The sequence below is a fragment of the Lentzea fradiae genome (genome assembly GCF_900100955.1).
Classification (GTDB): Bacteria; Actinomycetota; Actinomycetes; order Mycobacteriales; family Pseudonocardiaceae; genus Lentzea; species Lentzea fradiae.
On the sequence record NZ_FNCC01000025.1, the window covers coordinates 1 to 22,051 of the forward strand.

At 69.9% G+C, this 22,051-nt stretch carries 28 protein-coding genes and 1 pseudogene; 23 read left to right on the forward strand and 6 right to left on the reverse strand.

The features are described from left to right. On the reverse strand, nt 1-364 hold a 364-nt coding region (locus BLT23_RS37780; protein ID WP_245744572.1), incomplete at its 3' end, for a hypothetical protein. Between the two features lie 57 nt (nt 365-421). Here BLT23_RS37780 and BLT23_RS37785 point away from each other — a divergent pair. The 8 genes from BLT23_RS37785 (at nt 422) to BLT23_RS37820 (ending at nt 8,880) form a co-directional block, all read left to right on the forward strand. Beyond that, complete coding sequence (locus tag BLT23_RS37785; RefSeq protein WP_218134001.1) at nt 422-1,507, forward strand: NsdA family TPR-like regulatory protein; 1,086 nt, start codon at nt 422-424, stop codon at nt 1,505-1,507. Nucleotides 1,508-2,069: 562 nt separating this feature from the next. Next, on the forward strand, nt 2,070-2,837 hold the full coding sequence (locus BLT23_RS37790; protein WP_090059812.1) for a hypothetical protein: 768 nt from the start codon (nt 2,070-2,072) through the stop codon (nt 2,835-2,837). A 128-nt stretch (nt 2,838-2,965) separates the two neighbouring features. After that, a complete protein-coding gene (locus BLT23_RS37795; RefSeq protein ID WP_218134002.1) occupies nt 2,966-4,177 on the forward strand; it encodes a hypothetical protein in 1,212 nt (403 codons plus the stop codon). A 5-nt stretch (nt 4,178-4,182) separates the two neighbouring features. Continuing rightward, nucleotides 4,183-5,865 carry a hypothetical protein gene (locus BLT23_RS37800; RefSeq protein ID WP_090059816.1) on the forward strand — a complete coding sequence of 561 codons (1,683 nt, stop codon included), beginning with the start codon at nt 4,183-4,185 and terminating at the stop codon, nt 5,863-5,865. 54 nt (nt 5,866-5,919) lie between these two features. Then, on the forward strand, nt 5,920-6,234 hold the full coding sequence (locus BLT23_RS37805) for a hypothetical protein (RefSeq protein ID WP_090059818.1): 315 nt from the start codon (nt 5,920-5,922) through the stop codon (nt 6,232-6,234). A 31-nt stretch (nt 6,235-6,265) separates the two neighbouring features. Continuing rightward, nucleotides 6,266-7,477: a cytochrome P450 gene (locus BLT23_RS37810; protein ID WP_090059819.1), complete on the forward strand. Its 1,212-nt coding sequence runs from the start codon at nt 6,266-6,268 to the stop codon at nt 7,475-7,477. Between the two features lie 74 nt (nt 7,478-7,551). Further along, nucleotides 7,552-7,845 carry a hypothetical protein gene (locus BLT23_RS37815; protein ID WP_143036186.1) on the forward strand — a complete coding sequence of 98 codons (294 nt, stop codon included), beginning with the start codon at nt 7,552-7,554 and terminating at the stop codon, nt 7,843-7,845. 9 nt (nt 7,846-7,854) lie between these two features. Then, on the forward strand, nt 7,855-8,880 hold the full coding sequence (locus BLT23_RS37820) for a saccharopine dehydrogenase family protein (RefSeq protein WP_090059823.1): 1,026 nt from the start codon (nt 7,855-7,857) through the stop codon (nt 8,878-8,880). On the opposite strand, the gene BLT23_RS37825 is transcribed toward BLT23_RS37820, so the two are convergent. Beyond that, nucleotides 8,881-9,087 (reverse strand): CsbD family protein, encoded by a 207-nt coding sequence (locus BLT23_RS37825; protein ID WP_090059825.1) that lies wholly within the window; start codon nt 9,085-9,087, stop codon nt 8,881-8,883. Nucleotides 9,088-9,270: 183 nt separating this feature from the next. Here BLT23_RS37825 and BLT23_RS37830 point away from each other — a divergent pair, with 183 nt between their 5' ends. From BLT23_RS37830 to BLT23_RS37870, 9 genes are read left to right on the forward strand one after another with little or no spacing between them, the layout of a single operon-like run. Beyond that, nucleotides 9,271-9,828 carry an RNA polymerase sigma factor gene (locus BLT23_RS37830; RefSeq protein WP_090059828.1) on the forward strand — a complete coding sequence of 186 codons (558 nt, stop codon included), beginning with the start codon at nt 9,271-9,273 and terminating at the stop codon, nt 9,826-9,828. Then, nucleotides 9,819-10,358 (forward strand): anti-sigma factor, encoded by a 540-nt coding sequence (locus BLT23_RS37835; protein WP_090059830.1) that lies wholly within the window; start codon nt 9,819-9,821, stop codon nt 10,356-10,358. Before BLT23_RS37830 ends, BLT23_RS37835 begins: the two co-directional genes overlap by 10 nt. Before the next feature lie 4 nt (nt 10,359-10,362). Then, nucleotides 10,363-10,710: an Asp23/Gls24 family envelope stress response protein gene (locus BLT23_RS37840; RefSeq protein WP_090059832.1), complete on the forward strand. Its 348-nt coding sequence runs from the start codon at nt 10,363-10,365 to the stop codon at nt 10,708-10,710. Next, nucleotides 10,704-10,997, forward strand: a complete 294-nt coding sequence (locus BLT23_RS37845) for a hypothetical protein (protein WP_218134003.1) — start codon at nt 10,704-10,706, stop codon at nt 10,995-10,997. The genes BLT23_RS37840 and BLT23_RS37845 overlap by 7 nt, the downstream gene beginning before the upstream one ends. Before the next feature lie 56 nt (nt 10,998-11,053). Continuing rightward, complete coding sequence (locus BLT23_RS37850) at nt 11,054-11,497, forward strand: Asp23/Gls24 family envelope stress response protein (RefSeq protein WP_090059834.1); 444 nt, start codon at nt 11,054-11,056, stop codon at nt 11,495-11,497. An 11-nt stretch (nt 11,498-11,508) separates the two neighbouring features. Beyond that, nucleotides 11,509-11,685, forward strand: a complete 177-nt coding sequence (locus BLT23_RS41195) for a hypothetical protein (RefSeq protein WP_090059836.1) — start codon at nt 11,509-11,511, stop codon at nt 11,683-11,685. 2 nt (nt 11,686-11,687) lie between these two features. After that, nucleotides 11,688-12,008, forward strand: coding sequence for an Asp23/Gls24 family envelope stress response protein (locus BLT23_RS37860; protein ID WP_176947133.1), 321 nt, complete (start codon nt 11,688-11,690; stop codon nt 12,006-12,008). Beyond that, nucleotides 12,005-12,523 (forward strand): DUF6286 domain-containing protein, encoded by a 519-nt coding sequence (locus BLT23_RS37865; RefSeq protein ID WP_090059838.1) that lies wholly within the window; start codon nt 12,005-12,007, stop codon nt 12,521-12,523. Before BLT23_RS37860 ends, BLT23_RS37865 begins: the two co-directional genes overlap by 4 nt. Beyond that, entirely contained in the window at nt 12,520-13,059 is a 540-nt protein-coding gene (locus tag BLT23_RS37870; protein WP_090059840.1) for a hypothetical protein, read from the forward strand. Before BLT23_RS37865 ends, BLT23_RS37870 begins: the two co-directional genes overlap by 4 nt. Before the next feature lie 60 nt (nt 13,060-13,119). Here BLT23_RS37870 and lipA read toward each other — a convergent pair whose 3' ends face one another. From lipA to BLT23_RS37885, 3 genes are read right to left on the reverse strand one after another with little or no spacing between them, the layout of a single operon-like run. Beyond that, a complete protein-coding gene (gene lipA / locus BLT23_RS37875; protein WP_090059842.1) occupies nt 13,120-14,121 on the reverse strand; it encodes a lipoyl synthase in 1,002 nt (333 codons plus the stop codon). Between the two features lie 54 nt (nt 14,122-14,175). Continuing rightward, entirely contained in the window at nt 14,176-15,066 is an 891-nt protein-coding gene (locus tag BLT23_RS37880; RefSeq protein WP_090059844.1) for an oxidoreductase, read from the reverse strand. Next, nucleotides 15,063-15,371, reverse strand: coding sequence for a hypothetical protein (locus tag BLT23_RS37885; RefSeq protein WP_090059846.1), 309 nt, complete (start codon nt 15,369-15,371; stop codon nt 15,063-15,065). The genes BLT23_RS37880 and BLT23_RS37885 overlap by 4 nt, the downstream gene beginning before the upstream one ends. 89 nt (nt 15,372-15,460) lie before the next feature. Between BLT23_RS37885 and BLT23_RS37890 the strand changes: the two genes are divergently transcribed. The 3 genes from BLT23_RS37890 to BLT23_RS37900 all read left to right on the forward strand — a co-directional run bounded on the left by BLT23_RS37890 (nt 15,461) and on the right by BLT23_RS37900 (nt 17,651). After that, entirely contained in the window at nt 15,461-16,051 is a 591-nt protein-coding gene (locus BLT23_RS37890; RefSeq protein WP_090059939.1) for a TetR/AcrR family transcriptional regulator, read from the forward strand. Nucleotides 16,052-16,117: 66 nt separating this feature from the next. Next, a complete protein-coding gene (locus BLT23_RS37895; RefSeq protein ID WP_143036187.1) occupies nt 16,118-16,798 on the forward strand; it encodes an SDR family NAD(P)-dependent oxidoreductase in 681 nt (226 codons plus the stop codon). 247 nt (nt 16,799-17,045) lie between these two features. Continuing rightward, on the forward strand, nt 17,046-17,651 hold the full coding sequence (locus BLT23_RS37900) for a response regulator transcription factor (protein ID WP_090059851.1): 606 nt from the start codon (nt 17,046-17,048) through the stop codon (nt 17,649-17,651). Between the two features lie 63 nt (nt 17,652-17,714). Here BLT23_RS37900 and BLT23_RS37905 read toward each other — a convergent pair whose 3' ends face one another. Continuing rightward, the gene (locus BLT23_RS37905) at nt 17,715-18,785 is read right to left on the reverse strand and encodes a sensor histidine kinase (RefSeq protein WP_143036188.1); all 1,071 of its coding nucleotides are present in this window, start codon (nt 18,783-18,785) and stop codon (nt 17,715-17,717) included. A 393-nt stretch (nt 18,786-19,178) separates the two neighbouring features. On the opposite strand from BLT23_RS37905, the gene BLT23_RS37910 reads away from it, so the two are divergent. The 3 genes and pseudogenes from BLT23_RS37910 to BLT23_RS37920 all read left to right on the forward strand — a co-directional run bounded on the left by BLT23_RS37910 (nt 19,179) and on the right by BLT23_RS37920 (nt 21,986). Further along, nucleotides 19,179-19,994, forward strand: a complete 816-nt coding sequence (locus BLT23_RS37910) for an AfsR/SARP family transcriptional regulator (protein ID WP_090059855.1) — start codon at nt 19,179-19,181, stop codon at nt 19,992-19,994. A gap of 1 nt (nt 19,995) precedes the next feature. After that, nucleotides 19,996-21,720 (forward strand): annotated as a pseudogene (locus tag BLT23_RS37915) (acetolactate synthase large subunit); the annotation flags it as partial. Next, on the forward strand, nt 21,720-21,986 hold the full coding sequence (locus BLT23_RS37920; RefSeq protein ID WP_090059859.1) for an ACT domain-containing protein: 267 nt from the start codon (nt 21,720-21,722) through the stop codon (nt 21,984-21,986). The pseudogene BLT23_RS37915 and the gene BLT23_RS37920, both read left to right, overlap by 1 nt. The last annotated feature ends 65 nt before the right edge of the window (nt 21,987-22,051 follow it).

The window sequence follows — 22,051 nt, forward strand, 5'->3', positions numbered from 1 at the left end:
TCAGGAAGCGCAGGCCCATGAAGTTGTCGCCCACCGTGAACCCGGGCAACGCCCAGATCTCTTCGTACGGCATGAGCACGGGCCAGTACTTCCGGAACGTGTAGACGTTGCTCCACAGGCACTTCCCGGGCTCGGGGCGCCACAGGCGTCGCGCGAACTCCGGGTCGCGGAACGAACAGCCGATCTCGCCGATGGCCAGCACGTGCTTGCGGCCGGTGAGAAGTGCGATGTCGCCGGTGATGAGATCGTCCATTCGCTTGTCGTGCTTGGCTGTCGCTCCCCAGAACCGTGCCCGGCCGCTCGGGTGTTCGGCGTTCAGCGCGGCCAGGTCTTCTGGGGTCAGGCCCGTGTTCCGGAACGGCACCGAGCGCGTCAGGGTGTCCGCCCAATGCCTGCGTGCCCCAGGGGTTCCGTACGAGGGTTGGACGAAGACCTGCACCACGAATCCCACGGTACCCCGCGGCGGCGTACTACCAGCCGATGGGGCAAGTCCTGCTCGGCGCTTCACCTGGTGACGTACGGCGCGATGATGCGCTGGCGCAGCGTTACGCTCGACCTGGACGAACCCTGCGAGCAATCCCTGGCGGGAGGTCACTCGATGGCAGCAGGCGACGTTGGCGAGGAGGTGCTTGCACGGCTTGAGGCCGTCGTGGACGAGTTGGCGATTGCCTACCCCATGACGCCGCCCCAAGTGTTGATCGGCCGCATCCGTCGCCACCTCGGCTACGTGAACGCCCTGCTCGACGCTCGCAAGACGCTCGCCGAGCACCAACGGCTACTCGTCATCGGTGGGTGGCTGTCGCTCCTCGGCGCGACGGTCAACATCGATCTGAACCAGAAGGCGGCCGCGTTGGCGCGGCTCAGGACTGCGGTGAGTCTGGCCAAGCACGCCGGGCATGACGAGATCCGCGCGTGGTGCTGTGAGACCGAAGCTTGGCGGGTGCTGACCGAGGGTGACTACGCGAGGGCGCTCGAACTGTCGAAGGCGGCCAAGAAGCTTGCTCCGGTCGGCAGTTCGATAGCCGTCCAGGCCACGGCTCAAACCGGTCGTGCCTATGCCCGGCTGGGGCAGCGGGCCGAAACCTACGCCGCCATCGCTGAAGTGCAACGCCTGGCGTCATCGTTGAAGCGGCCGGACCAGCCCGAGCACCACTACCGCTACGACCCCGACAAGGCGGTGGCTTACACGGCGACCACTCTGGCCTGGGTGGGCGATGTCGCCGCCGAGGAGTACGCGCGCGAGATCATCCGCAGGCTTGCGCCGAGTGATGACGTGAGTCGGTGGCCGCGGAGGGTTGCGTCGGCCAACATCGACCTCTCGTTGGCGCTCCTGGTGGGTGATCGGGCGGATGAGGCCGCCAGTCACACCTTGCGGGCCATCGCGTCCGGTCGTGTTGTCCCGTCGAACCAGTGGCGGGCGGCCGAAGTCGTGCGGGCTGTCGAGGCGAGAGGGCTGCCGGAGGCGGCTGATCTGAGGGAAGCGTACGAGCAGATCCGGCATCGGTAGAGCAGCGACGTCCTTCAACGGTGCCTCCGAGGGCCTCGGAGGCACGTCGACGTCAGCGGTCGGCCTCGGCGGGGCTCTGGGAGCCGGGACAGCGGTCGCCGGAGTCGCCTCCGTTGTTCTCCCCGTGCATGTCCGGCGGTGCGGCGGCAATGGTCGAAGTGAGCATGGTGAGAAGTGGCAACAAAGGGGAAGTCACTGCCAGCAGGAATTTGCTGCTGATCATTTGGCCTCGCGTTCCACGCAGTGCGGTCAGGGACGTCGAAATGACCGTGGCACCTTCACCGGGTTTGGCAAAGTGGACACCCGGCCACGGCCGTCCGCTTGCCGTCCTGCCGGGTTTGGGGAGCATCTGCGCAGGTGGGGGCTGTGCTGGTGAGCGTGTCCACTCCTGTCCCTGGACGGTTGCGGGGACGGAGGCCTCACCCGACTGGCAGTCCCGCAGTCGCCTGATGGTCGATGGTGATCACGCGATTCGGTGCTCCATGCTTCGTTCATGACAACCGGAAATGGTCATTCGGAACGAAGACCCGGGGACAGCCCGGCGTTCTTCTGCCAGGACTTCATGGCTCAGCTCAGGGAGCGGGACGTTTCTCTCCGCCAGGCCGCCGGGGCGTCCGGCTGGTCCAAGACGGCGATCGGCAACGTCGCGAAGAGCTCGACGCTGCCCAAGCTGGATCTTGTGGTCGACGTGCTCACGAGCATCGGGTTGTCCGCTGAGGACGTCGAGGTGTGGGCGCGGCGCCACGCGCGTCTGAGCGTCCAGCCGCCCGCTGCCGCCAGCGCATCGACGGCGGCGCCCGCCCGTGGCCGGTCGACGGCGCTCATCGCCGCCATCGCGGTCCTCGCGGCTGTGGTGGCCAGTGGGACCACGGCTCTCGGGTTCGCCTATCTGAGGCCGGCGGCGTCGGCCACCTCCGGGCAGTCGCCCAGTGGCACTTCCAGCGCGCCGCGGCCCATGGCCGTCGAGATCCACAACAAGGTCGCTCTCGGCGCCGGCGACCTCCGCGAGGACATCTCGCCCGTCTACCTCTCGAACCGGACCGTCGGCTCCTGCGCCCGGAAGGGGTGCAAGATCGAGGACACCGAGATGAACAGCGGAGTTCTCGTGGTGGTCACGTGCCGGAGCCTCGGCGACGAGCTGGTCAACTTCAACCTCGACGCACCGGAGTCCGCGAAGAACCCGAACAGCGTGCGGTCTGCGCTCTGGTACCGGGTCGTGCTGCCCGATGGGCGGTCAGGCTTCGTTTCCGAGGTGTACGTGGCTCCTCGCGATCGTGGCGGTCTGGGGCTTCCCGACTGTCCCGGCGTGCACGCGGTGTCAACGCAGTAGGCAGACACAGCGGAAGCTCTGCGGTGAGGCGCGTGCGCCGTTCATCTCCGCCTCGGATGGTCCGATCGGATGACGGCGGTGTTGACCTTCCTCGCGGTTCGGCCGAAGCCCTGCATACTCGCCGGGTGGTGAGCCGGGCACTGGTCGACGACGTGGCGGAAGAGCTCCACCTGGTGGTGCGCCACCGCCCGCACGTGTTTCCCGCTCACGGCGGCGAGTTGCCTGAGCTGCGCAAGATCGTCGAACGAAGCCAAGGCGAGTGGAACGAACGAGCGCTGGAGCGGGTCATCCGCGGTGCGGCCGAGTCGCTCACCGGCCAGGCCGGCGGCACCGAGGCCGTCTTGGCGCTGTTCGACTCCGGTCGCAACGAGGCCGGGAGCGACCACACCCGGGACCTGCTGCGTGACTTGGCGAGTGTGCTGGTCGAACAGACCCCGGCGGTGCGCATCGAGCCGCGGGACAACATCGCGTCACTGCTGGCGAAGCTGGACGACAAACCCGCGGGCAAAGCCGGAAAAAAGATCAAACCCGTGACCGCCCTCGTCGCCGTCGTCACCGCGGTGGCCGTGACGGTCGGTGCCACGGTGCTCATCACCAAGCTCGGAACCGGTGGCGAAGCGAGTCCCGAGACGGTGTCCGGTGATGCGGCGCCGGTGAAGATCCAGGACGTCACCACCTTCCGCGAGACACGGCGGAACCTGCATTACGTGCTCTCCGAAGCTGTGGACGAGCCCCCTCGTCCCGCGGCGGGCGGGCAAGCCGGGCTTCAGGCCGCCGACTTCGACGCCTGGTACGGCAGCCACGGTGGCACGGTGCTGCGGTCGGGGTTTACGAACATCACGGTGCAGGGCAACGACAGCAAGGCTGTGCGGATCACCGACATGAAGATCCTGCCGGAGTGCGCCGACCCGCTCGACGGCACGTACCTCATCGGGTACACGCAAGGGGGCGACCAGGACACGGTCAAGATCGGGTTCAACCTGGACGACCCGACCCCCATGCCCGAACAGATGACCATTTTGGACGAAGGGCTCCAGGGAACCGGGGTCAACTACTTCGCTGCCAAGACGATCGAGCTCGCTCCCGGTGCCACGGAGGTGCTGACCGTGGGCGTGTACACGGAGAGGAGGTACTGCACGTTCAAGCTGCAGCTCGTCCTGGCCACGGCGGACGGGCCCGTGGTGCAGGAGGTTGACGCGCAGGACAAGCGGTTCGCGGTCACCGGGCTGGCGCCGTCGGCGAACGGGGAAGCGCCGTACTCGGGTTACCGCAAGATGTACCGGCAGGATGCCACTTTGGCCTGGAACAGCGTCGATCCCCAAGCGCCGGAAGGAAAGTAGAGCCGATGTCGGTGCGCAGGCTCGTCCTCATCACGATCGTCGCGTGTCTGGTGGGGGCGCTGGTCACGCTCGTGGTCATCAACTACGAACGCAAGCCTGACGGGCCCGCGGTCGACCTCTCCAAGCCCGCCTACGCCTACACGACGCTCACCGAGCTCGTCGTCATGCGCGGCGACGAGGTGCTGACGAAGGTGACCCGGCCGTTCGACAAGTCGGACCCGCTCAACAACCAGGTGGTCTGGTCGAACGACGGGCAGTGGGTCGCCTTTCTCGCGGCGGTGGGGCTGCTGGGGGAGGACCCGGACGAGGAGAAGCTCGTCGGCATCGACGTCCGGACCGGCCAGCGGTCCGAGTTCCCGTGTCCGCGGTGCGACTGGATCGCCGCGGTGGGGGAGGACGGGGTTCTTGCCAGCACCGGGTCGGAGCTGCGGCGGATCGCGCTCGGCGAGCCCGGCAGCGGGACCGAGGTCGACGGGCCGCGAGAGGACGGCGTCCGCATTTTTCTGGCCGGCACAAGGCATTTGGCGCTGACCGCGGAGCAGGTTTCGACGGGACGGTCGACCGGCGAGCGGCTGAAGCTCGTGTCGCCGGAGGGGAAGCTGCACTTCGAGGTCGGCACCTTCGACTCCAACTCCTACATGCCGGCCGCGGGCATCTCGGGGCCGACGACGGCGGACACCTTGTTCGCCGTCGCCGTGCGCAACAACCCTGGTCTGTGCCAGGCCGATTTCCCGGTGCACCTGGTCAACGCGGAAGGGCTCATCGCCGACACGGAGTGGGGTGACGCCGCGCCACCGGGGTTCGTCCCCAACGAGGCGCAGGGGATCGAGGTGAACGACCTCTGGTGGGACGACTCACGGACGTTGCACGCCACGATCGTCTCCTGGACGTGCGACGACACGAAGCAGGACCACGTCAGCAAGAAGGTGCTGCACTCCGGTTCCAGGCTGTGGAAGCTCGACGGGCGCAGGTGGGTGCTGGAGGACGACAGCCCGGCGACGGTCGTGCGTCCGCTCGGCGGGAACGGCCGGGTGGTGCTGAGCATTCCGGACTGCGTCGGTGAGATGTCCGTTCCCGACCGGCAGACCTACTGCAACCTCGGCACGGTGCAGGTGGTGCGCGACGGGCAGCGGACCGAGGTGGCCACGGGGGCGTTGCAGATCTACGCGCCACCGGCCACGAGCGGTGAGCCGGTGCGCAAGACTGGGGAGCCGCAGCCGCTGCGGTCGGCGCCGGTGCCGGAGCTGTGCGGGCACGAGGCGGGGACGTTGCAGGACGGGAAGCTGCCCGGCATTCCGGAGCACGACGGGTTCGTGCAGCTCGCCACCAGCCAGAACGGGGCGGGGGACCTGGTCGCGTCCGCCGACGTCACCGGGGACGGGAAGGCGGAGACGGCGGCGGTGTTCCAGTGCTCGCAGGGCGGGGTCGCCTGGCCGGAGAACGTCGTCGTCTACGACGACCGGACGGCGGTGCTCGGCAAGGTCGACCTCGGGTCGTTGGAGACGTCGGCGGAGAAGGCTTCGGTGGAGCGGCTGGAAGCGGTCGACGGGGCGTTCCAGGTGAGGTGGAAGTCCTACAAGGGCGCCGGTTTCTGCGTGAAGACCTGGACCGCGCGGCTGCGGGTGGTGGACGGGAAGGTCGACGTGAGCGGCACGACGCAGCTCGACGGTGCGAAAGACGCGTGCTGACCGCGGTCGTGACGTAGTTTGAACGGCCGCCGCCACCGCCGGAGGACGACCCCTGTGAGACGCAAGGCCAAGGTTGTGCAGCCCGCCGACACGACCGTCACCGAGGCGCAGCTCGGGCTGCTCGCCCTGGTGGAGCAGGGCGGCGTGCACCGCGGCGCCACCCGGTGGTACCTGCGGCACCGGCCGGCCGTGCGGTCCGACGCCGACGACTTGGAGGTGCTCGAACTGCGCCGCTGGATCGCCTGGGAGAGGCCGCAACGGGCCGCGGAGCACGGGATGGCGGCTCCCGTCGACATCACGCCACGCGGGCGGGCCGCGTTGCAGTACCACCTGCCCGGCTGGGTGTTGGGACGCACCGCCATCCAATAGCCTCCAGGACAGCGACGTCCAGGAGGCTTCCATGCCCGACCTGCTGATCGGCGAAGGTCTGCGTGCCCGCGACCACCACCGGCTGGAGGACGATGCGCGAGCGGCCGGGCCGGTGCACGAGGCGAGACGGCCGGACGGCGTGCGGCTGCTGGTGGTCACGGCCGGGCTCGACCTCACGCGCAGGCTGCTCGCGGACCGGCGGCTGTCGAAGGACAGCGGGGCGTTGCAGCGGGAGATGAGGCGCCAGTTCGCCGCGTCGGGTAGCGGGCAGACCGATCTCACGGGGCTGTTCGGGCCGAGCATGCTCAACAGCGACGACCCGCGGCACGCGCGGTTGCGGGCGCTCGCGGTGAAGGCGTTCACCTCTCAGGCGGTGCGGCGGCTCGCGCCCCGCGTCGAGGAGATCACCGCCGACCTGGTCGCACGGCTGCCCGTGGGCGAGGAGGTCGACCTGGTCTCCGGGCTCGCCGTGCCGATGCCGTTGCACGTCATCGGCGAGGTGCTGGGGGTGCCGGAGCAGGACAGGGCGGCGGTCCGCACGATGATCGAGACGATGCTGTCGATGGATCCCGCCCGGTCGCTGCCCGCGAGCGACGCGCTGGGCGGCTACTTCCACACCCTGCTGACGAGCGGGTCGTTCACCGAGGGGTCGCTGTTCGGCGCGTTGGTCGCGGCCGAGGACGACGGTGACCGCCTCACGCACGACGAGCTGATCGCGATGGCGTTCCTCCTCGTCGTCGCGGGACACGAGACGACGGCAGGTCTCATCGCGAACGTCGTGCACGACGCGTTGGACAACGGTCTGTGGCAACGGGCCGCCGCTGACCCGGACCTGGTCCCGGTGCTGGTCGAGGAGACGTTGCGGCACAACTCGCCCGTCCGGCACGCCACGCACCGCATCACCACCGAACCGGTGGAGATCGACGGGGTCGTGGTCCCGGAGAACACGATCCTGCTGGTCAACCTCGGTGCGGCCGGGCGGTGTCCGCGAGCGCACGAGGACGCGGCGAGCTACCGGGTGGACCGGGCGACGACCGGGCACGCGTCGTTCGGCCACGGCCCGCACTACTGCTTGGGCGCGGCTCTCGCCCGGCTGGAGACCGAGACCGTCGTGCGGCACCTCGCCGCCCGGTTCCCCGGCACCACGCGTGCGGGTGACGAGCGGCCGCCGGTCACGCACAACGACATCATGGTCAGCCTGCGGTCGCTGCCGGTGGTGCTCCGGACGGCTACTGGGCGGTAGGGGATTAGGGGATCAACCCCAAAGCGTCTGACCAGGGCTATCACCGGGCCGTCAAAAGAACGTAACTTTTGTTCATGTCGGTGCGCACGTTCGCGGTCGTTGTCGGTCTCGCGTTCTTCCTGGGCGGGAGCGCGATCCTCTTCGTGACGCTCGCCGTCGAGGCGCCGAGCGGTGCGTTGATCTCGTGCGGCAACAGCCTGGGCGTCGGGTTCGACGAGCCCGCGGCCTCCGCGGTGAGCCCCGCCTACGTGGACATCTGCGGCGACCTGCGGCACCGCCGGCTGCTGTGGGGCCTGCCGATGATCGGAGTGGGAGTGTTGCTGCTGGCCGGCGCGATGCTGGGGTCCCGCAGCGCCAGCCGCCGCTAAGGTCGCCGCATGACGTGGATGGTCTACGGCGCGAACGGCTACACCGCCCGCCTGATCGCAGAGCTCGCCGTCGTGCGTGGCGAGCTACCCGTGCTCGCCGGCCGTTCCCGCGAGAAGGTCGAGCAGGTCGCGGCCATGATGGGGCTGGAGCACCGCGTGTTCGGCCTGCGCGACGCGCGGACGCACCTTGAGGACATCGACGCCGTCGTGAACTGCGCGGGCCCGTTCTCGCAGACGTACGCCGAGATGGTCGACGCGTGTCTGGAGAGCCGCACGCACTATCTCGACATCACGGGCGAGATCGACGTCTTCGAGGCCATCAGCGAGAGGCACCTCGACGCGCGCAAGGCGGGGGTCGTGCTGTTGCCCGGCGCTGGGTTCGACGTCGTCCCCACGGACTGCGTGGCCGCGATGCTGAAGGAAGCCCTGCCGACCGCCACGCACCTCGACCTCGCGTTCGTCGTCGGCGGAGGGGCGAGCGCGGGCACGACCAAGACGTCCGTCGAGGCCGCGGCCGTCGGCGGGCGGATCCGGGTGAACGGCGAGCTGAGGAGCGTGCGGATCGGGCACCGCAGGCGCACCGCGCACTTCCGGTCGGGGCCGCGCGAGGTCGGCAGCATCCCGTGGGGTGACGTGAGCACCGCCTACCGGTCGACCGGCATCCCGAACATCACGACGTTCACGGCAGTGCCGGGTGTGCTCGGGCAGTTGCAGCAGTTCTTCGCACCCGTGCTGCGGATGTCGTACGTGCAGAACGTCGCCAAGGCCGTCGCGGAAAAGGTGAAGGGCCCCGACGAGCACAAGCGCGCGAACACGCGTGCCGAGGTGTTCGGCGAGGCGTGGGACGCGAACAACAAGGTCGAGTGCGCGATCACCACGCCGAACGGCTACAGCCTCACCGCCGACGCCGTGGTCCGCGCCGTCGGCAGGATCGGCGACGTCGCGCCGGGCTCGCACACCCCGTCCAGCGCGTTCGGCGCGGACTTCGTGCGCGAGCTCGACGGCGTCGTCGTGGGAGAGCCCCGCTTCAGCTGATCACTTCTTGAGGTGCTTGGCGACGTTGTCGACGACGTCGCCGACCACGTCCTTCACCTTCTCCACGCCGTCCTTCAGCGCGGCCTTGGCCTGGTCCGCGCGGCCTTCCCCGGCCAGCTGCTCGTCACCGGTGGCCTCACCGGCTGCCTCCTTGGCCTTGCCGCCGAGTTCCTCCGCCTTGTTGCCGATCTTGTCGGAGAGTCCCATCGCGTCCTCCTCCAGCTCAGTGGGTCGACGTCGGTCAGACACGCCTGGACCGGGTGGCGTCACGCCACGGCCGGGTGAAAACCCGGTGAACGCGGTCACGACAGGGAAATTGTGGAACCGCGTGACGTTCCGCGAACGAATGTGTCCGTCGGACGACGAAGAAAAATGGGCGGGGGTGTGCGCATGGGCGTGGCCGAGGCAGCCGCACTCGACGATGCCACGCTGGTGGCGAGGTCCCGTGACGGCGACATGCGTGCTTACGAGCAGCTGGTCCGCCGTTATCAGGGGCCGATGTACCGGCTGGCGTTGCGCATCGTGGGCAGCAGTGGTGACGCGGAAGACGCGGTGCAGGACGTGTTCCTGACCGCGTGGCGGCGTCTGGGGCAGTTGCACGACGACGCCGCGTTTCTCGGCTGGCTCTACCGCACGACCACCAACCAGTGCCTGAACGTGCTGCGCAAGCGCAAACCGCACGCCGACACCGAGCTCGACGAGCACGAGTCGGCGGAGCCGCGCACCCGGCCCGACCGCGCGGTGGAGGTGAGCGCGCAGCTCGACGCGTTGCGCGACGCGCTGCGGGACCTCACCCCCGAGCAGCGGGCGTGCTGGGTGCTGCGCGAGGTCCACGGCCGGTCCTACGACGAGATCGCCGAGACGATCGGCACGACCCAGCAGGCGGTGCGCGGCAGGCTCGCGCGGGCACGGGCACAACTCGCGGAGGTGATGGCGCCGTGGCGGTGACGTCCGACTACGACCTGCCGTGCGGGCGGGACGTGGAACAGGTTTGGGAGGTGATGGACCACCTCGACCCGCACACCCGTTCGTGCCCGCACTGCGCCACGGTCAGGGAAAGCCTCCTGGTGCTGCGCGCGGCCACCGAGGAGCTGGCTCGTGAGGAGGTCGAGCCGCCGTCCGACCTGGTCAGCCGCATCATGTCCGCGGTGCGGGCCGACGTGCGGCGCTCGGTCGCCATCCCGTTGCCCGGTGACGGCCTGGCCAGGATCAGCGCACGGGCGGTCGCGGCGGTGCTGCGGTACGCGGCCGACGGCGTGGACGGAGTGCGGGCACGCGGCTGCCGGGTCGTCGAGGCGGCCGAGTCGACGGGGGCGGACCCGGTGATCGAGGTCGACCTGAGCATCGCGATCAGCGCGGGGGTGACCGCCGAGGTCTACGAGGAGGTGCGGCGCCGCGTGCTCGCCGCCGCCTCCGCACGGGTCGGGGTGCGGCTCGCGCGCCTGGACCTCGTCGTGTCGGACGTTCTCGAAGGGTGAGCCGGTGATCGAGACGGTCGTGTCCGCCCCGGCGGTGGCGGCGGTCGCGGTGCACGCGGCCGAACGGGTGCCCGGTGTGCGCGTGCAGCCGGGAGTGGCGGGTCTGGCCGGGTCGCTGGTCCGCACCGCTCGTCAGCAGGTGAAGGGGTTGCGGCCCGCACGGGCCGAGGGCGTGCGGGTGCGCTGGTCGGGAGGGGACGCGGTGCTGGAGGTGGACGTGGTGGTCTCGGGACTGGACCAGGCGGCGGCGGTGGCCGCCGCCGTGCAGCGGTCGGTGCGGTCGGTCGTGCCGGAGCTGACCGGTGTCGAGGTGGAGTCCGTGCTCGTCACCGTCGTGGACGTGGCGTGGTGATCACCGCGGAGCTGGTGAAGGCGCTGGGGAAGGTGGACGGGCTGAGGCCGTCCGTGCCGGAGCCCGTCCGCTCGTGGGTGCCGTGGGACGTCGACCTGCTCGCCGTGGACGTCGCGGACGACCTGGTGTGCGTCCGGGTCGTCGCCACCGCGCTGCCCCTGCCGCTCGCGGAGGCGGGCGAGGTGCTTCGGGCTGTTCTCGTTGGCACGCAATGGGAGAACGCGGTGCTGCGGATCGTGGTGACCGATGTGGACAAACGTGCGCTCGATCACCTGGACGGGGCGTGACGTTCTCGTCACCGGTTTGTCCTTCTGATGTGGACACTTCGACGAAGGGAGTCGCGATGGGTACGCAGACGGTGGAGAAGAACGGCATCGCCGCGGACGGCAAGCTCGTGACCGACAAGGGGTCGACGACGATCGCCGACGTGGTGGTGCAGAAGGTCGCGGGCCTCGCGGCACGGGAGATCCGCGGCGTGCACGCGCTGGGCGGTGGCGCGGCCCGCACGCTGGGCGCCCTGCGGGAACGCATCCCGGGTGCCACCGCGAGCGCGGGCCAGGGCGTCTCCGTGGAGGTCGGCGAGAAGCAGGCCGCCGTGGACCTGGAGCTCGTCGTCGAGTACGGCGTGCCGATCGCGGACCTCGCGAGGTCGGTGCGCGGCAACGTGATCACCGCGATCGAGCAGATCACCGGACTCGACGTCGTCGAGGTCAACATCAACGTCAACGACGTGCACATCCCCGAGGAATCCGAGGGCGAAGAGCCCGCGACCGCCCGCGTGCAGTGAGCGGGGACGCCATGAGCACCACCGCACTGGGCCTGCTGACCGGGCTCGCGCTCGGTCTCGCCGCGGCCTTCGGGGGCTTCAGCGCGTTCCTGGTCGTGCTCGTCTTCGGCGCCATCGGGCTGGTTGCGGGCCGCGTGGCCGAGGGCAAGCTCGACCTGGCGCAGCTGCTCGGAAGGGAGCGGGACTGACGATGACAGCCTCGCTCACCGCCGTGCAGCCAGGGCTGACCACGGTCGCCGACCGCGCGGTCGGCCGCATCGCCGGACGCGCCGCGCGGGAGGTGCCGGAGGTGCTTGCCGCCCGGGTCACCGCACGGGTGACCGGGGGAGTGGCCGCCCTGGAGGCACGCCTCGACCTGCGGTACCCGGCGCCGATCGCGTCGACCGTCGCACGGGTGCGCGCCCACCTCGTCAGCCGCGTCGGGGGGCTGACGGGGCTGGACGTGTCCGTCGTGGACGTGTCGATCGGCGCGCTGCGCGCCGAAACCGTCTCGACCGCGAGGGTGCGATGATCCGCCGCCCGCGCCGGGTCCTGCCCGCCCTCCTCACCGCGCTCGTGCTGCTGGCCGTGTCCGTCGTCGTCGCGGTCTCCGCGATCCAGCTCGCCCTCGGCGAGACGCCGTGGCTGTCGTACGACGCGGTGGCGGGGCGGCTGCACGGCCTGACGTGGTCGGCACGGGAGGTGGCCGTGGCGGGCGGGGTCGCCGTGGCCATCGGGGTGCTGCTGTTCCTGGCCGCGGTCGTGCCCGGCCGCGCCAGGACCGCCGCGCTCGACGACCGAACGGCCGTGTCGGTGCGCGGCCTGCGCAACGCCGTGCGGCTCGCCGCCCAGGTGGACGGTGTCGAGTCCGCCGTGGTGAAGGCGAACCGGCGGCGGGTGAAGACGGTGGTGCGCACCCGGCGCGCCGTCGTGGGCGGGCTCGGGGACACCGTCCGCGCCGCCGTCGAGGACCGGGTCGGCCAGTTCGCCCTCGCCCGGCCGCCGCAGGTCGTGGTCCGGGTGAAGACCGGAAGGGGCACGCCGTGAACCGGGTTCTTCTCGGGCTGGTCGGCCTGGTACTGCTGCTCGGGGGCGGCGGGGCGCTGGCGGTCCACTTCGGCGTCGTGCCGGGGGTCGACCGCGACACGCCGCTGGTGCCCGGCACGGCGCTGCCGCCGACGTGGGTGCTCGTCGTCGTCGCGGCCGTGGCGGTGGTGCTCGCGCTGTTGTGCCTGCGCTGGCTCTTCGGGCAGATCCCGCGGCGGGAGGTGGCGGAGTGGCGCTGGAGCGAGGAGGCCGGGGACACCCGCGTCACCACCGCGGCGGTCACCGAGCCGTTCTCCGAAGAGGTCGCCGCGTATCCCGGTGTGCGCAAGGTCGAGGCTGAGCTGACCGGCCCGCACACCGCTCCGAACTTGGCCCTCGTCGTCCGCGCCCACGGCGATGCCGATCTGCGGGGGATCCGGCGTCGTATCGACGACGAGGGCCTGCCTCGCCTGCGGCAGGCGCTGGAGGTGCGGGAGCTCCCCGCGACCGTGGAGTTCCGGCTGGCCTCGTCGAGGACCGCGACCCGGCCGCGCTGAGGGCCGGGAAACGCGGAAGCCCAGGTCATCCGACCTGGGCTTCTGTGCTGCGGGGTGTGACTACCGCGGCGCGAGGAGACTCGTGATCTCCTGCGACGCGGACACCGTCAGCAGGTGCTGGAGGTTCTCCGGCAGCTCCTCGCCGCGGGCCTGCTTCGCCTGCGCGTACAGGCGGCCGGCGCGGTAGGAGGAGCGGACCAGCGGGCCCGCCATGACGCCGAGGAAGCCGATCTGCTCGGCCGTCTCCTTGTGGACGACGAACTCCTCGGGCTTCACCCAGCGCTCCACCGGGTGGTGGCGCGGCGAGGGGCGCAGGTACTGGGTGATCGTGATGATGTCGCAGCCCGCGTCGTGCAGGTCGGAGAGCGCCTCGGTGACCTCGTCGGGGGTCTCGCCCATGCCGAGGATCAGGTTCGACTTGGTGACCAGGCCGAACTCGCGCGCCTTCGTGATGACCTCCAGCGACCGCTCGTAGCGGAACGCGGGGCGGATGCGCTTGAAGATCCGCGGCACCGTCTCCAGGTTGTGCGCGAGCACCTCCGGGCGTGACTCGAAGACCTCGGCCAGCTGCTCGGGGACCGCGTTGAAGTCCGGGATGAGCAGCTCGACGCCGGTGCCGGGGTTCATCTCGTGGATCTGCCGGACGGTCTCGGCGTACAGCCACGCGCCGCCGTCGGCCAGGTCGTCGCGGGCGACGCCGGTGACGGTCGAGTAGCGCAGGCCCATCGCCTGGACCGACTCGGCGACCCGGCGCGGTTCGTCGCGGTCGAGGTCGGCGGGCTTGCCCGTGTCGATCTGGCAGAAGTCGCAGCGCCGCGTGCACTGCTCACCGCCGATCAGGAACGTGGCCTCGCGGTCTTCCCAGCACTCGTAGATGTTGGGACAGCCGGCCTCTTCGCAGACCGTGTGGAGGCCCTCGCGTTTGACCAGACCCTTGAGCTCCCGGTATTCGGGGCCCATCTTCGCGCGCGTCTTGATCCAAGACGGCTTCTTCTCGATCGGCGTCTGGCTGTTGCGGACCTCGAGCCGCAGCAGCTTCCGACCCTCCGGTACCACAGTCACGACCTCACCCTACGCCGTGATCCCACGTGTCCGGCGTCACGCACGCTCGAGGCGCTACGGGAGGTCCGGCGTGATCCCGGTGAGCTTGGTGGTGAGGTCCCACAGGCGCGTCGCCGCCAGGTCGTCGCGGGCGGCGGCGCTCATCCTGGCGACCGCCGGGTGGCCGCGCAGGCCGTTGAAGCCGCCGGGGCCGTAGTACTGCCCGCCGCGCACGTCCGGGGAGATCGCCGCGTACAGCTGGGGCAACGCCCCCATCTCGGCGGACTGGGAGAACAGGTGGGTGACCTTGCCGCCGATCCGCATGACCGACGAGTTGTGCGCGCTCGCCATGTTGGTGGTCAGCTCGGTGGCCGTGACGCCGGGGTGCGCGGCGACGGACGTGACGTCCGGGGAACGGCGGTCCAGTTCGCGGGCGAACAGGATGTTGGCCAGCTTCGACTGGCCGTAGGCGTCCCAGGCGTTGTACGGGCGACGTTCCCAGTTGAGGTCGTCGAAGTTCATGCGGCCACGCCGGTGCATCAACGACGAGACGGTGACTACGCGCGCGTTGCTGCTCTGCCGCAGCACAGGCAGCAGCAGGAACGTCAGCGCGGCGTGGCCGAGGTGGTTGGTGCCGAACTGCCGCTCGAACCCGTCCGCGGTCCGGCCGTTCGGCACGGCCATGATGCCCGCGTTGTTGACCAGCACGTCCAGCTCGGTGACCTGGCCCGCGGCCGACCGCACGGAGCCGAGGTCCGCGAGGTCGAGTTCCAGCACCTCCGCCGACCCGGTGACGGAGCGCCGGGCCTCCTGGCCGCGCTGGACCGAACGACACCCCATCAGCACGTGGGCCCCCTTGCTCGCGAGCACCTGCGCGGTGCGCAGGCCGAGGCCGGAGTTCGCGCCCGTCACGAGGACGGTGCGGCCGGTCTGGTCGGGGATGTCGGCTTCGGTCCAACGGCTCATGAAGTCATTCCTACCGTCCGGTAACTGTCGAACGGAAGATGCGCGTCGAGTACTGCCCGCAGCACCGGTTCGTCGGCGGCGAGCCGCGCGGTGACGCGGTCCTCGTCCACCTGGCCGTCCAGCGCCGCCGCTTCCATGCGCGCGGTCAGCTTGTTCTGCCAGCGGTGGTCGAGCGCCAGCAGCAGTTCGTGCACCGAGCCGAAGACGTCCGGATCGACGATCAGCGGTGCGGACGGGTCACGCCGGGCGTCGCGCAGCACGGCGTCGAGCGCGTCACGGCGGCGGTAGTGGTCTGCCCAGCCCATGTCTCGTACCCCCGGTCTCTCGCATACCTTCGGTATGACACGACCATACCAGCGGTACGTACCGCGAGTATGTGAGCTACGTTTCGTCCGTGCGAACAAGGCGTGCCGAGTACTCGGAGTCGACCAGGCAGGCGCTCGTCGACAACGCGGTCGACCTCTTCACCAAGCGCGGGTACGCCGGGACCTCGCTCGACGAGGTCGTCAAACGCGCCCGCGTGACGAAAGGCGCGCTGTACCACCACTTCAGCGGCAAGCAGGCGTTGTTCGAGGCGGCCTTCGCCCAGGTCGAGACCAGGTCGATCGAGTCGCTCACCGCGGTGGTCACCGCCGACGGCGCACCGTGGGACACGGCCATCGCCGGTCTGCGCGCGTACGTCCGCAAGTGCCTGGAACCGGAGTACCAGCGGATCGTCGTCCACGAGGCGCCCGTGGTGATGGGCTGGGAACGGTGGCGGGAGGCGGAAGAGCACTTCAGCTTCGGTCTGCTCCGCACGGCCGTGCAGCTGCTGGTGGACGCGGGGGAGATCGAGGAGGCGCCGGTGGAGATCATGGCGCGGTTGCTGTGGGGGGCGCTGTCCGCGGGCGCCAGCAGCATCGCGAGCTCCTCCGACCCGAAGCGCACCGGGCGCGAGGTCGAACGCGCGATCCTGCGCGTCCTTGAAGGATTGCGCAAGAAGTAGTCGAGTGCCTCCCTAGCGGCGCGGCGGAACGTCGATCACCACGCGGACAACGAGGTGGTCAGCATCATGATCGAACCGGTCAACACGCGCCTGGGACTCGACGGGAAGATCGCCCTGGTCACGTCGGGAACGCACGGGCTCGGTCTCGCGATCGCGAGCAAGCTCTGCGACAACGGTGCCCACGTCATCATCACTACCTCCGACGACGACGTCGACCTCGAGCGCGCGAAGACCGTGCTCGCGGGCAAACCCGGCTCGGTGGCCATCACCCAGCTGGACATCCACGACGAGCACGCCGTGCGGACGTTGCTCGACCGGGTGAAGGAGGAACGCGGCCAGCTGGACGTCTTCGTCCATCACGCCGAGTCACCCGACCTGACGCCGTTGCTCAACATCGTCGAGCCGCTCGCGAAGTCCCTTCAGGACGGTGGGCGAGTGGTGATCGCCGGTTACACGGTCACCCCGGTGCACGGTGTGATCAGGACTCTCGCCTTGGAAATGGCCTGGTACAAGGTCGCCGTGAACGCCGTCGTCACCACCGTCGTCGACAACGGACCGATGAACATAGACCCCGAGATGGTCGACCGGCTCGCCATCAAGAGCCCGTCCGGTCGCGTGACGCTTCCCCATGACGTGGCCAACGCCGTGGCGCTGTTGTGCACCGACGAGGCCGCGTGGATCCAGGGGCAGGTGATCACCGTCGACGGCGGTCTGGAACTGCTGGAGCGGTGGGGCGAGACGCGCTGAAGCAGCTCGGTCGCGGACCGGAACGCACTACCCGTGCCCGCTCGGGCATCGCTCGGGCGGGCACGTTCGGATTCGGTTCTTCAGCTGGCTGTGAGCGAGTGGTGACATTTAGTCATCCGCCGATACGCGTCATTAATTGCAGGTGGCGCATCTGGAGTAACGCATCGCGCAGTTGGACCCGGCGCTTGCCCGTGCGGTCACCGAGTGTAAAACTCAAAATGGTGACCTGGGGGTAAGAGGGGGTCGGATGATCAGAGTGCTACTCGCCGAGGACGTGCAAATGGTCCGAGGCGCTTTGGTCGCTTTGTTGAATCTCGAACCGGATATCGAGGTCGTCGCCTCCGTGGCAACAGGTGACGAAATTGTGTCGGCAGTGGCCAAGAACAAGCCGGACGTGGCGGTGCTGGACATCGACCTCCCGGGTATGGACGGCCTTTCCGCGGCCACCGTCATCCACGACACCGCTCCGGAGACGCGCACGCTCATTCTGACGAGCCTCGGCCGTCCCGGAACTCTGCGCCGCGCGCTCAACGCGCGGGTCAACGGCTTCATCCTCAAGGACGCGCCCGTCGGCGAGCTCGCGGACGCCATTCGCGGCGTCTCCGTCGGCCGCCGCGTCATCGACTCGCAGCTCGCGCTCTCGGCGTGGGACACCGACGAGTGTCCGCTCACCCCGAGGGAGCTGGAGGTGCTGCGGCTCGCCTCCGACGGCGCCGACGCCAACGAGATCGCCACGACGCTCTTCCTGTCCGTCGGCACCGTCCGCAACTACCTGACGGCGGCGACGGCCAAGCTCGACGCCCGCAACCGGGTCGACGCGGTGCGTATCGCCCGCAAGTCCGGCTGGTTCTGAGCCGGCACGCCTCTCGCCGACCGGTGCCGACGAAGCCACCGGGTCCGGCGGACCCCACGCCTTTCAGGGTGACGCCGGCGTCGCCGGGATCGCGGCGTGCACGTGGAACGAGCCGTCGCCGATGTGGCGGGCGGTGAACGTGCCACCGGCGGCCTGGACGCGTTCGGCCTGGTTGCGCACGCCGTTGCAGTCGGCGGATGCCGCGCGGTCCGCGGCGCCGTCGTTGATGACGTCCAGCAGGACTGTCGAGCCGTCCTGCTGCACACCGATCGTGCAGGTGCGGGCGTCGCTGTGGCGCAGGACGTTCGTGACGGCCTCGCAGAGCACGGCGGCGAGGACCGTCTCGACGGGCTCCGGCAGCGGGTCGTGGTTGAGCTCGACGCGGACGTCGATGTTCGACGCCGTCAACATCGCCTTCGCCGAGTCCGACGTCGTCGCCAGCGAGATCGGGCGGTAGGAGCGGGCGAGCGACCGCACGTCGTCCAGCGCGTGACTGGTGATATCCAATATATCGGCGAGGTGCTCGCGCATGAACTCCCAGTCGCGGCCGGGGCTCTCGGTGACCATCCGCTGGGCGAGCTCGCTCTTCAGCTTGATGGCGCTGAGGCTGTAGCCGAGCAGGTCGTGCAGGTCCCTGGCGACGCGGACGCGTTCGGCGGTGACGGCGGCCGAGGTGAGGCCGTTGCTCTCCGCGTCCTGTCCGGCGGGGGGTGCGGCCGGCCAGTCGCGGTGCGTGGCGAAGCCCGTGGCGAGCCCCGCGAGCAGCAGGGCGATGGCCGCGGTCGCCACCATCTCGCCACGCGCGGCCTCGGCGAGCCCGGTCACGACGACGATCGCGCCGAACGCGAGCCAGCCGGCCGCCGGGCGCAGGACCAGCAGCGCGTTGCCCGCGACCAGCCCGGCGACCCCGGCCCAGGAATGTCCGAAGACCACGAGCGGCAGGGCCAGCAGGACGACCTGGGCGGCCAATGTGAGGTGTCGTCGCAAAGGGCTCGACTGCCGGAAATAGGACACTTGCAGTAGTACAAGCAGTGCCAAATCAATGGACGACACCGCCAATTCGGTGATCTCGTCGGCGAGGAGCAGCACGCGGATGAGGTCGGTCAGGCAGACCGCGGCGAACACCGCGACCACGATCGCGCGGTATCTCGGTATCGCAGGCGATGTATTCACGTGCCCCCCAAGAGCACCCGCTCCAAGAGCAAACGCGGCTCGCGGCGCGCGCCCAAGGTCGAATACTAGGGCTGCGGGAGGTGGTTCCGGGCCCGCTCTGAATCGGTTAAGGAGGTCAAAGTGCATTGATTCGCGGCTCAGGCTCACGCCAATGGCGGAGTATTTTTCGACCGCTGTGACAGCATGTGTCCGGACGATTACCCGATGGAACGGTTTGGGTATATGAATTTCTCACGTCCGGATCAGTAGTTCGCCATCCGAGAGTCATGGCGGGATACGTGGCGTGCGATAGCCCCGCTCAGGTGAACTTGGTGGCACGACCAAGTCGACCGCCGCTGAGCAGGGGAGGCTCCAATGGAGATCAAGGTTCTGGGACCGCTGGAGGCACGGGAGAACGGCGTCTCGATCGCGCCCAGCGCGGTCAAGCCCAGGCAGGTGCTCTCACTGCTCGGACTTCAGGCAGGGCACGTCGTCACGGTGCCGACGTTGATCGAGGAACTGTGGGGGATGACGCCGCCGCGCAGCGCTCTCACGACACTGCAGACCTACGTGCTGCAGGTGCGCAGGCGCATCGAGGCGGCCATGCCCGGCGACGGTCCCGGTGTCGCGAAGAACGTCCTCGTGACCCGGTACGGCGGCTACATGCTGGACGTGCCACCGGAGAGCGTCGACGTGCGCAGCTACGAGCGGCTCGCGAGCGCGGGTCAGCGCGCGTTCGAGGTGGGCGACCTGGAGTCGGCGAGCCGGCTGCTGCGCGGCGCCGCCGAGGTGTGGCGCGGACCGGTCCTGGTGGACGTGCAGATCGGCGTCCGGCTCGGCATGGAGGTCACCCGTCTGCAGGAGAGCAGGCTCGGCGTGCTGGAGACGCGCATCGAGGCCGACCTCCAGCTGGGCAAGCACCAGTCGCTGCTGAGCGAGCTGTCGGTGCTCACCGCGCAGCACCCGATGCACGAGAACCTGTGCGCGCAGTACATGCTCGCGCTCTACCGGGCGGGCAGGCAGTGGAAGTCGCTGGAGGCGTACCAGTCGCTGCGGGACACCCTGATCGAGGAGCTCGGGCTTGAGCCGTCCGAAAGGCTGCGTCAGTTGCAGCGGGCGATCCTGAGCTCCGAGCCGTCGCTCGACAAGCCGCTGTCCCCTCGCCAGCTGGAGCGCCAGCTCGCGGGCTGAGACCCGTTCGGGAGCAACCGTGGATACCACCGGTGCAGGTGCGTTGGTCAAGGCACTTGAGGACGTCGGCTGCGAGGTGATCTTCGGAATGCCCGGCGGGGCGATCCTGCCCGCCTACGACCCGCTGTTCGAGTCGAAGATCCGGCACGTGCTGGTGCGCCACGAACAGGGAGCGGGACACGCCGCCCAGGGGTACGCGCAGACGACCGGACGGGTCGGCGTCTGCATGGCCACCTCGGGGCCCGGCGCGACGAACCTGGTGACACCGCTGGCGGACGCGTACATGGACTCCGTGCCGATCGTCGCGATCACCGGCCAGGTCGCCCGGTCGGTGATCGGCACGGACGCCTTCCAGGAGGCGGACATCCGCAGCATCACCCTGCCGATCACCAAGCACAGCTTCCAGGTGCACGACCCGGCCGACATCCCGCGCGTGATCGCCGAGGCGTTCGCGCTCGCGGTCTCGGGGCGGCCGGGACCGGTGCTGGTGGACCTGCCCAAGGACGTGCTGGCCACCGCCACGACCTACACACCGCCGAAGCTCGTCCTGCCGTCCCGGCCGGTGGTCCCGCCCGTCCAGGTGCGCAACGCCGCGCAGCTGATCGGGTCGTCGAAGAGGCCGGTCTTCTACGTCGGCGGCGGCGTGATCCGCAGCGGCGCGGCCCCGGAGCTGCTGAAGCTGGCCGAGAAGACGGGCATCCCCGTCGTCACCACGCTGATGGCGCGCGGCGCCTTCCCCGACTCGCACCGGCTGCACCTGGGGATGCCGGGCATGCACGGCACGGTTCCCGCCGTCGCCGCGTTGCAGCGGGCGGACCTGCTGATCGCACTGGGAACCCGGTTCGACGACCGGGTCACCGGCCTGCTGCCGGAGTTCGCCCCGCACGCCGCGGTCGTGCACGCCGACATCGACCCGGCCGAGATCTCCAAGAACCGCAAGGCGGACGTCGGCATCGTCGGCGACTGCCGCGACGTCATCGCCGCCCTGTCCGCGGTGCTCACCCGCCGGACCGACCTCACGGCCTGGTGGTCCTACCTGGACGGTCTGCGCGCCACGTACCCGCTGGGCTACGACTGGCCTGCCGACGGCGCGCTCGCCCCGCAGTACGTGATCGAGCGGATCAGCACGCTCGCCGGTCCCGAGTCCGTCTACACCGCGGGGGTGGGCCAGCACCAGATGTGGGCCGCGCAGTACGTGAAGTACGAACGCCCCGGCTCGTTCATCAACTCCGGCGGCGCGGGCACGATGGGCTTCGCGGTGCCGGCGGCGATGGGCGCGCAGGTCGGCGCACCGGACCGCACGGTGTGGGCCATCGACGGCGACGGCTGCTTCCAGATGACCAACCAGGAGCTCGCGACGTGCGCCGCGGAGGGCATCCCGGTCAAGGTCGCGATCATCAACAACGGCAACCTCGGCATGGTCCGGCAGTGGCAGACCCTGTTCTACGACGGCCGCTACTCCAACACCGGCCTCGGCACGCACCAGCGCCACCCCGACTTCGTGAAGCTCGCCGACGCGCTCGGCTGCGTCGGGCTGCGCTGCGACAGCCGGTCCGAAGTGGACGGGACGATCCTGGAGGCGATGGCGGTCCGCGACCGGCCCGTCGTCGTCGACTTCGTGGTGGGCCAGGACGCCCAGGTCTGGCCGATGGTGGCCGCGGGCACCGGCAACGACGAGATCATGGCCGCGCGGGGCATCCGGCCCCTGTTCGACGAGGTGGAGTGATGACGAGACATTCGCTTTCCCTGCTGCTGCGCAACGAGCCGGGCGCGCTCGCGCGGATCGTGGTGCTGTTCTCCAGTCGCGGCGTCGACGTGTCCTCGCTGAGCCTCGCGCCGGACGGGTCCGGGGCCCTCTCGCGCCTGGACGTCGTCGTCGACCTGCAGCCGGGCCGCACGCCCGAGCAGCTGGTGAAGCAGCTGGGCCGGATCGTCGACGTGAAGAGCGTCGTCGACCGCACGCACGACGAGGCCCTGGAGCTCGGCGCCTAGCGACGGCAACGGAAAACGGCCGCCCGGTGATCCGGAGCGGCCGTTTTCCGTTGCGGGCCGGGGTG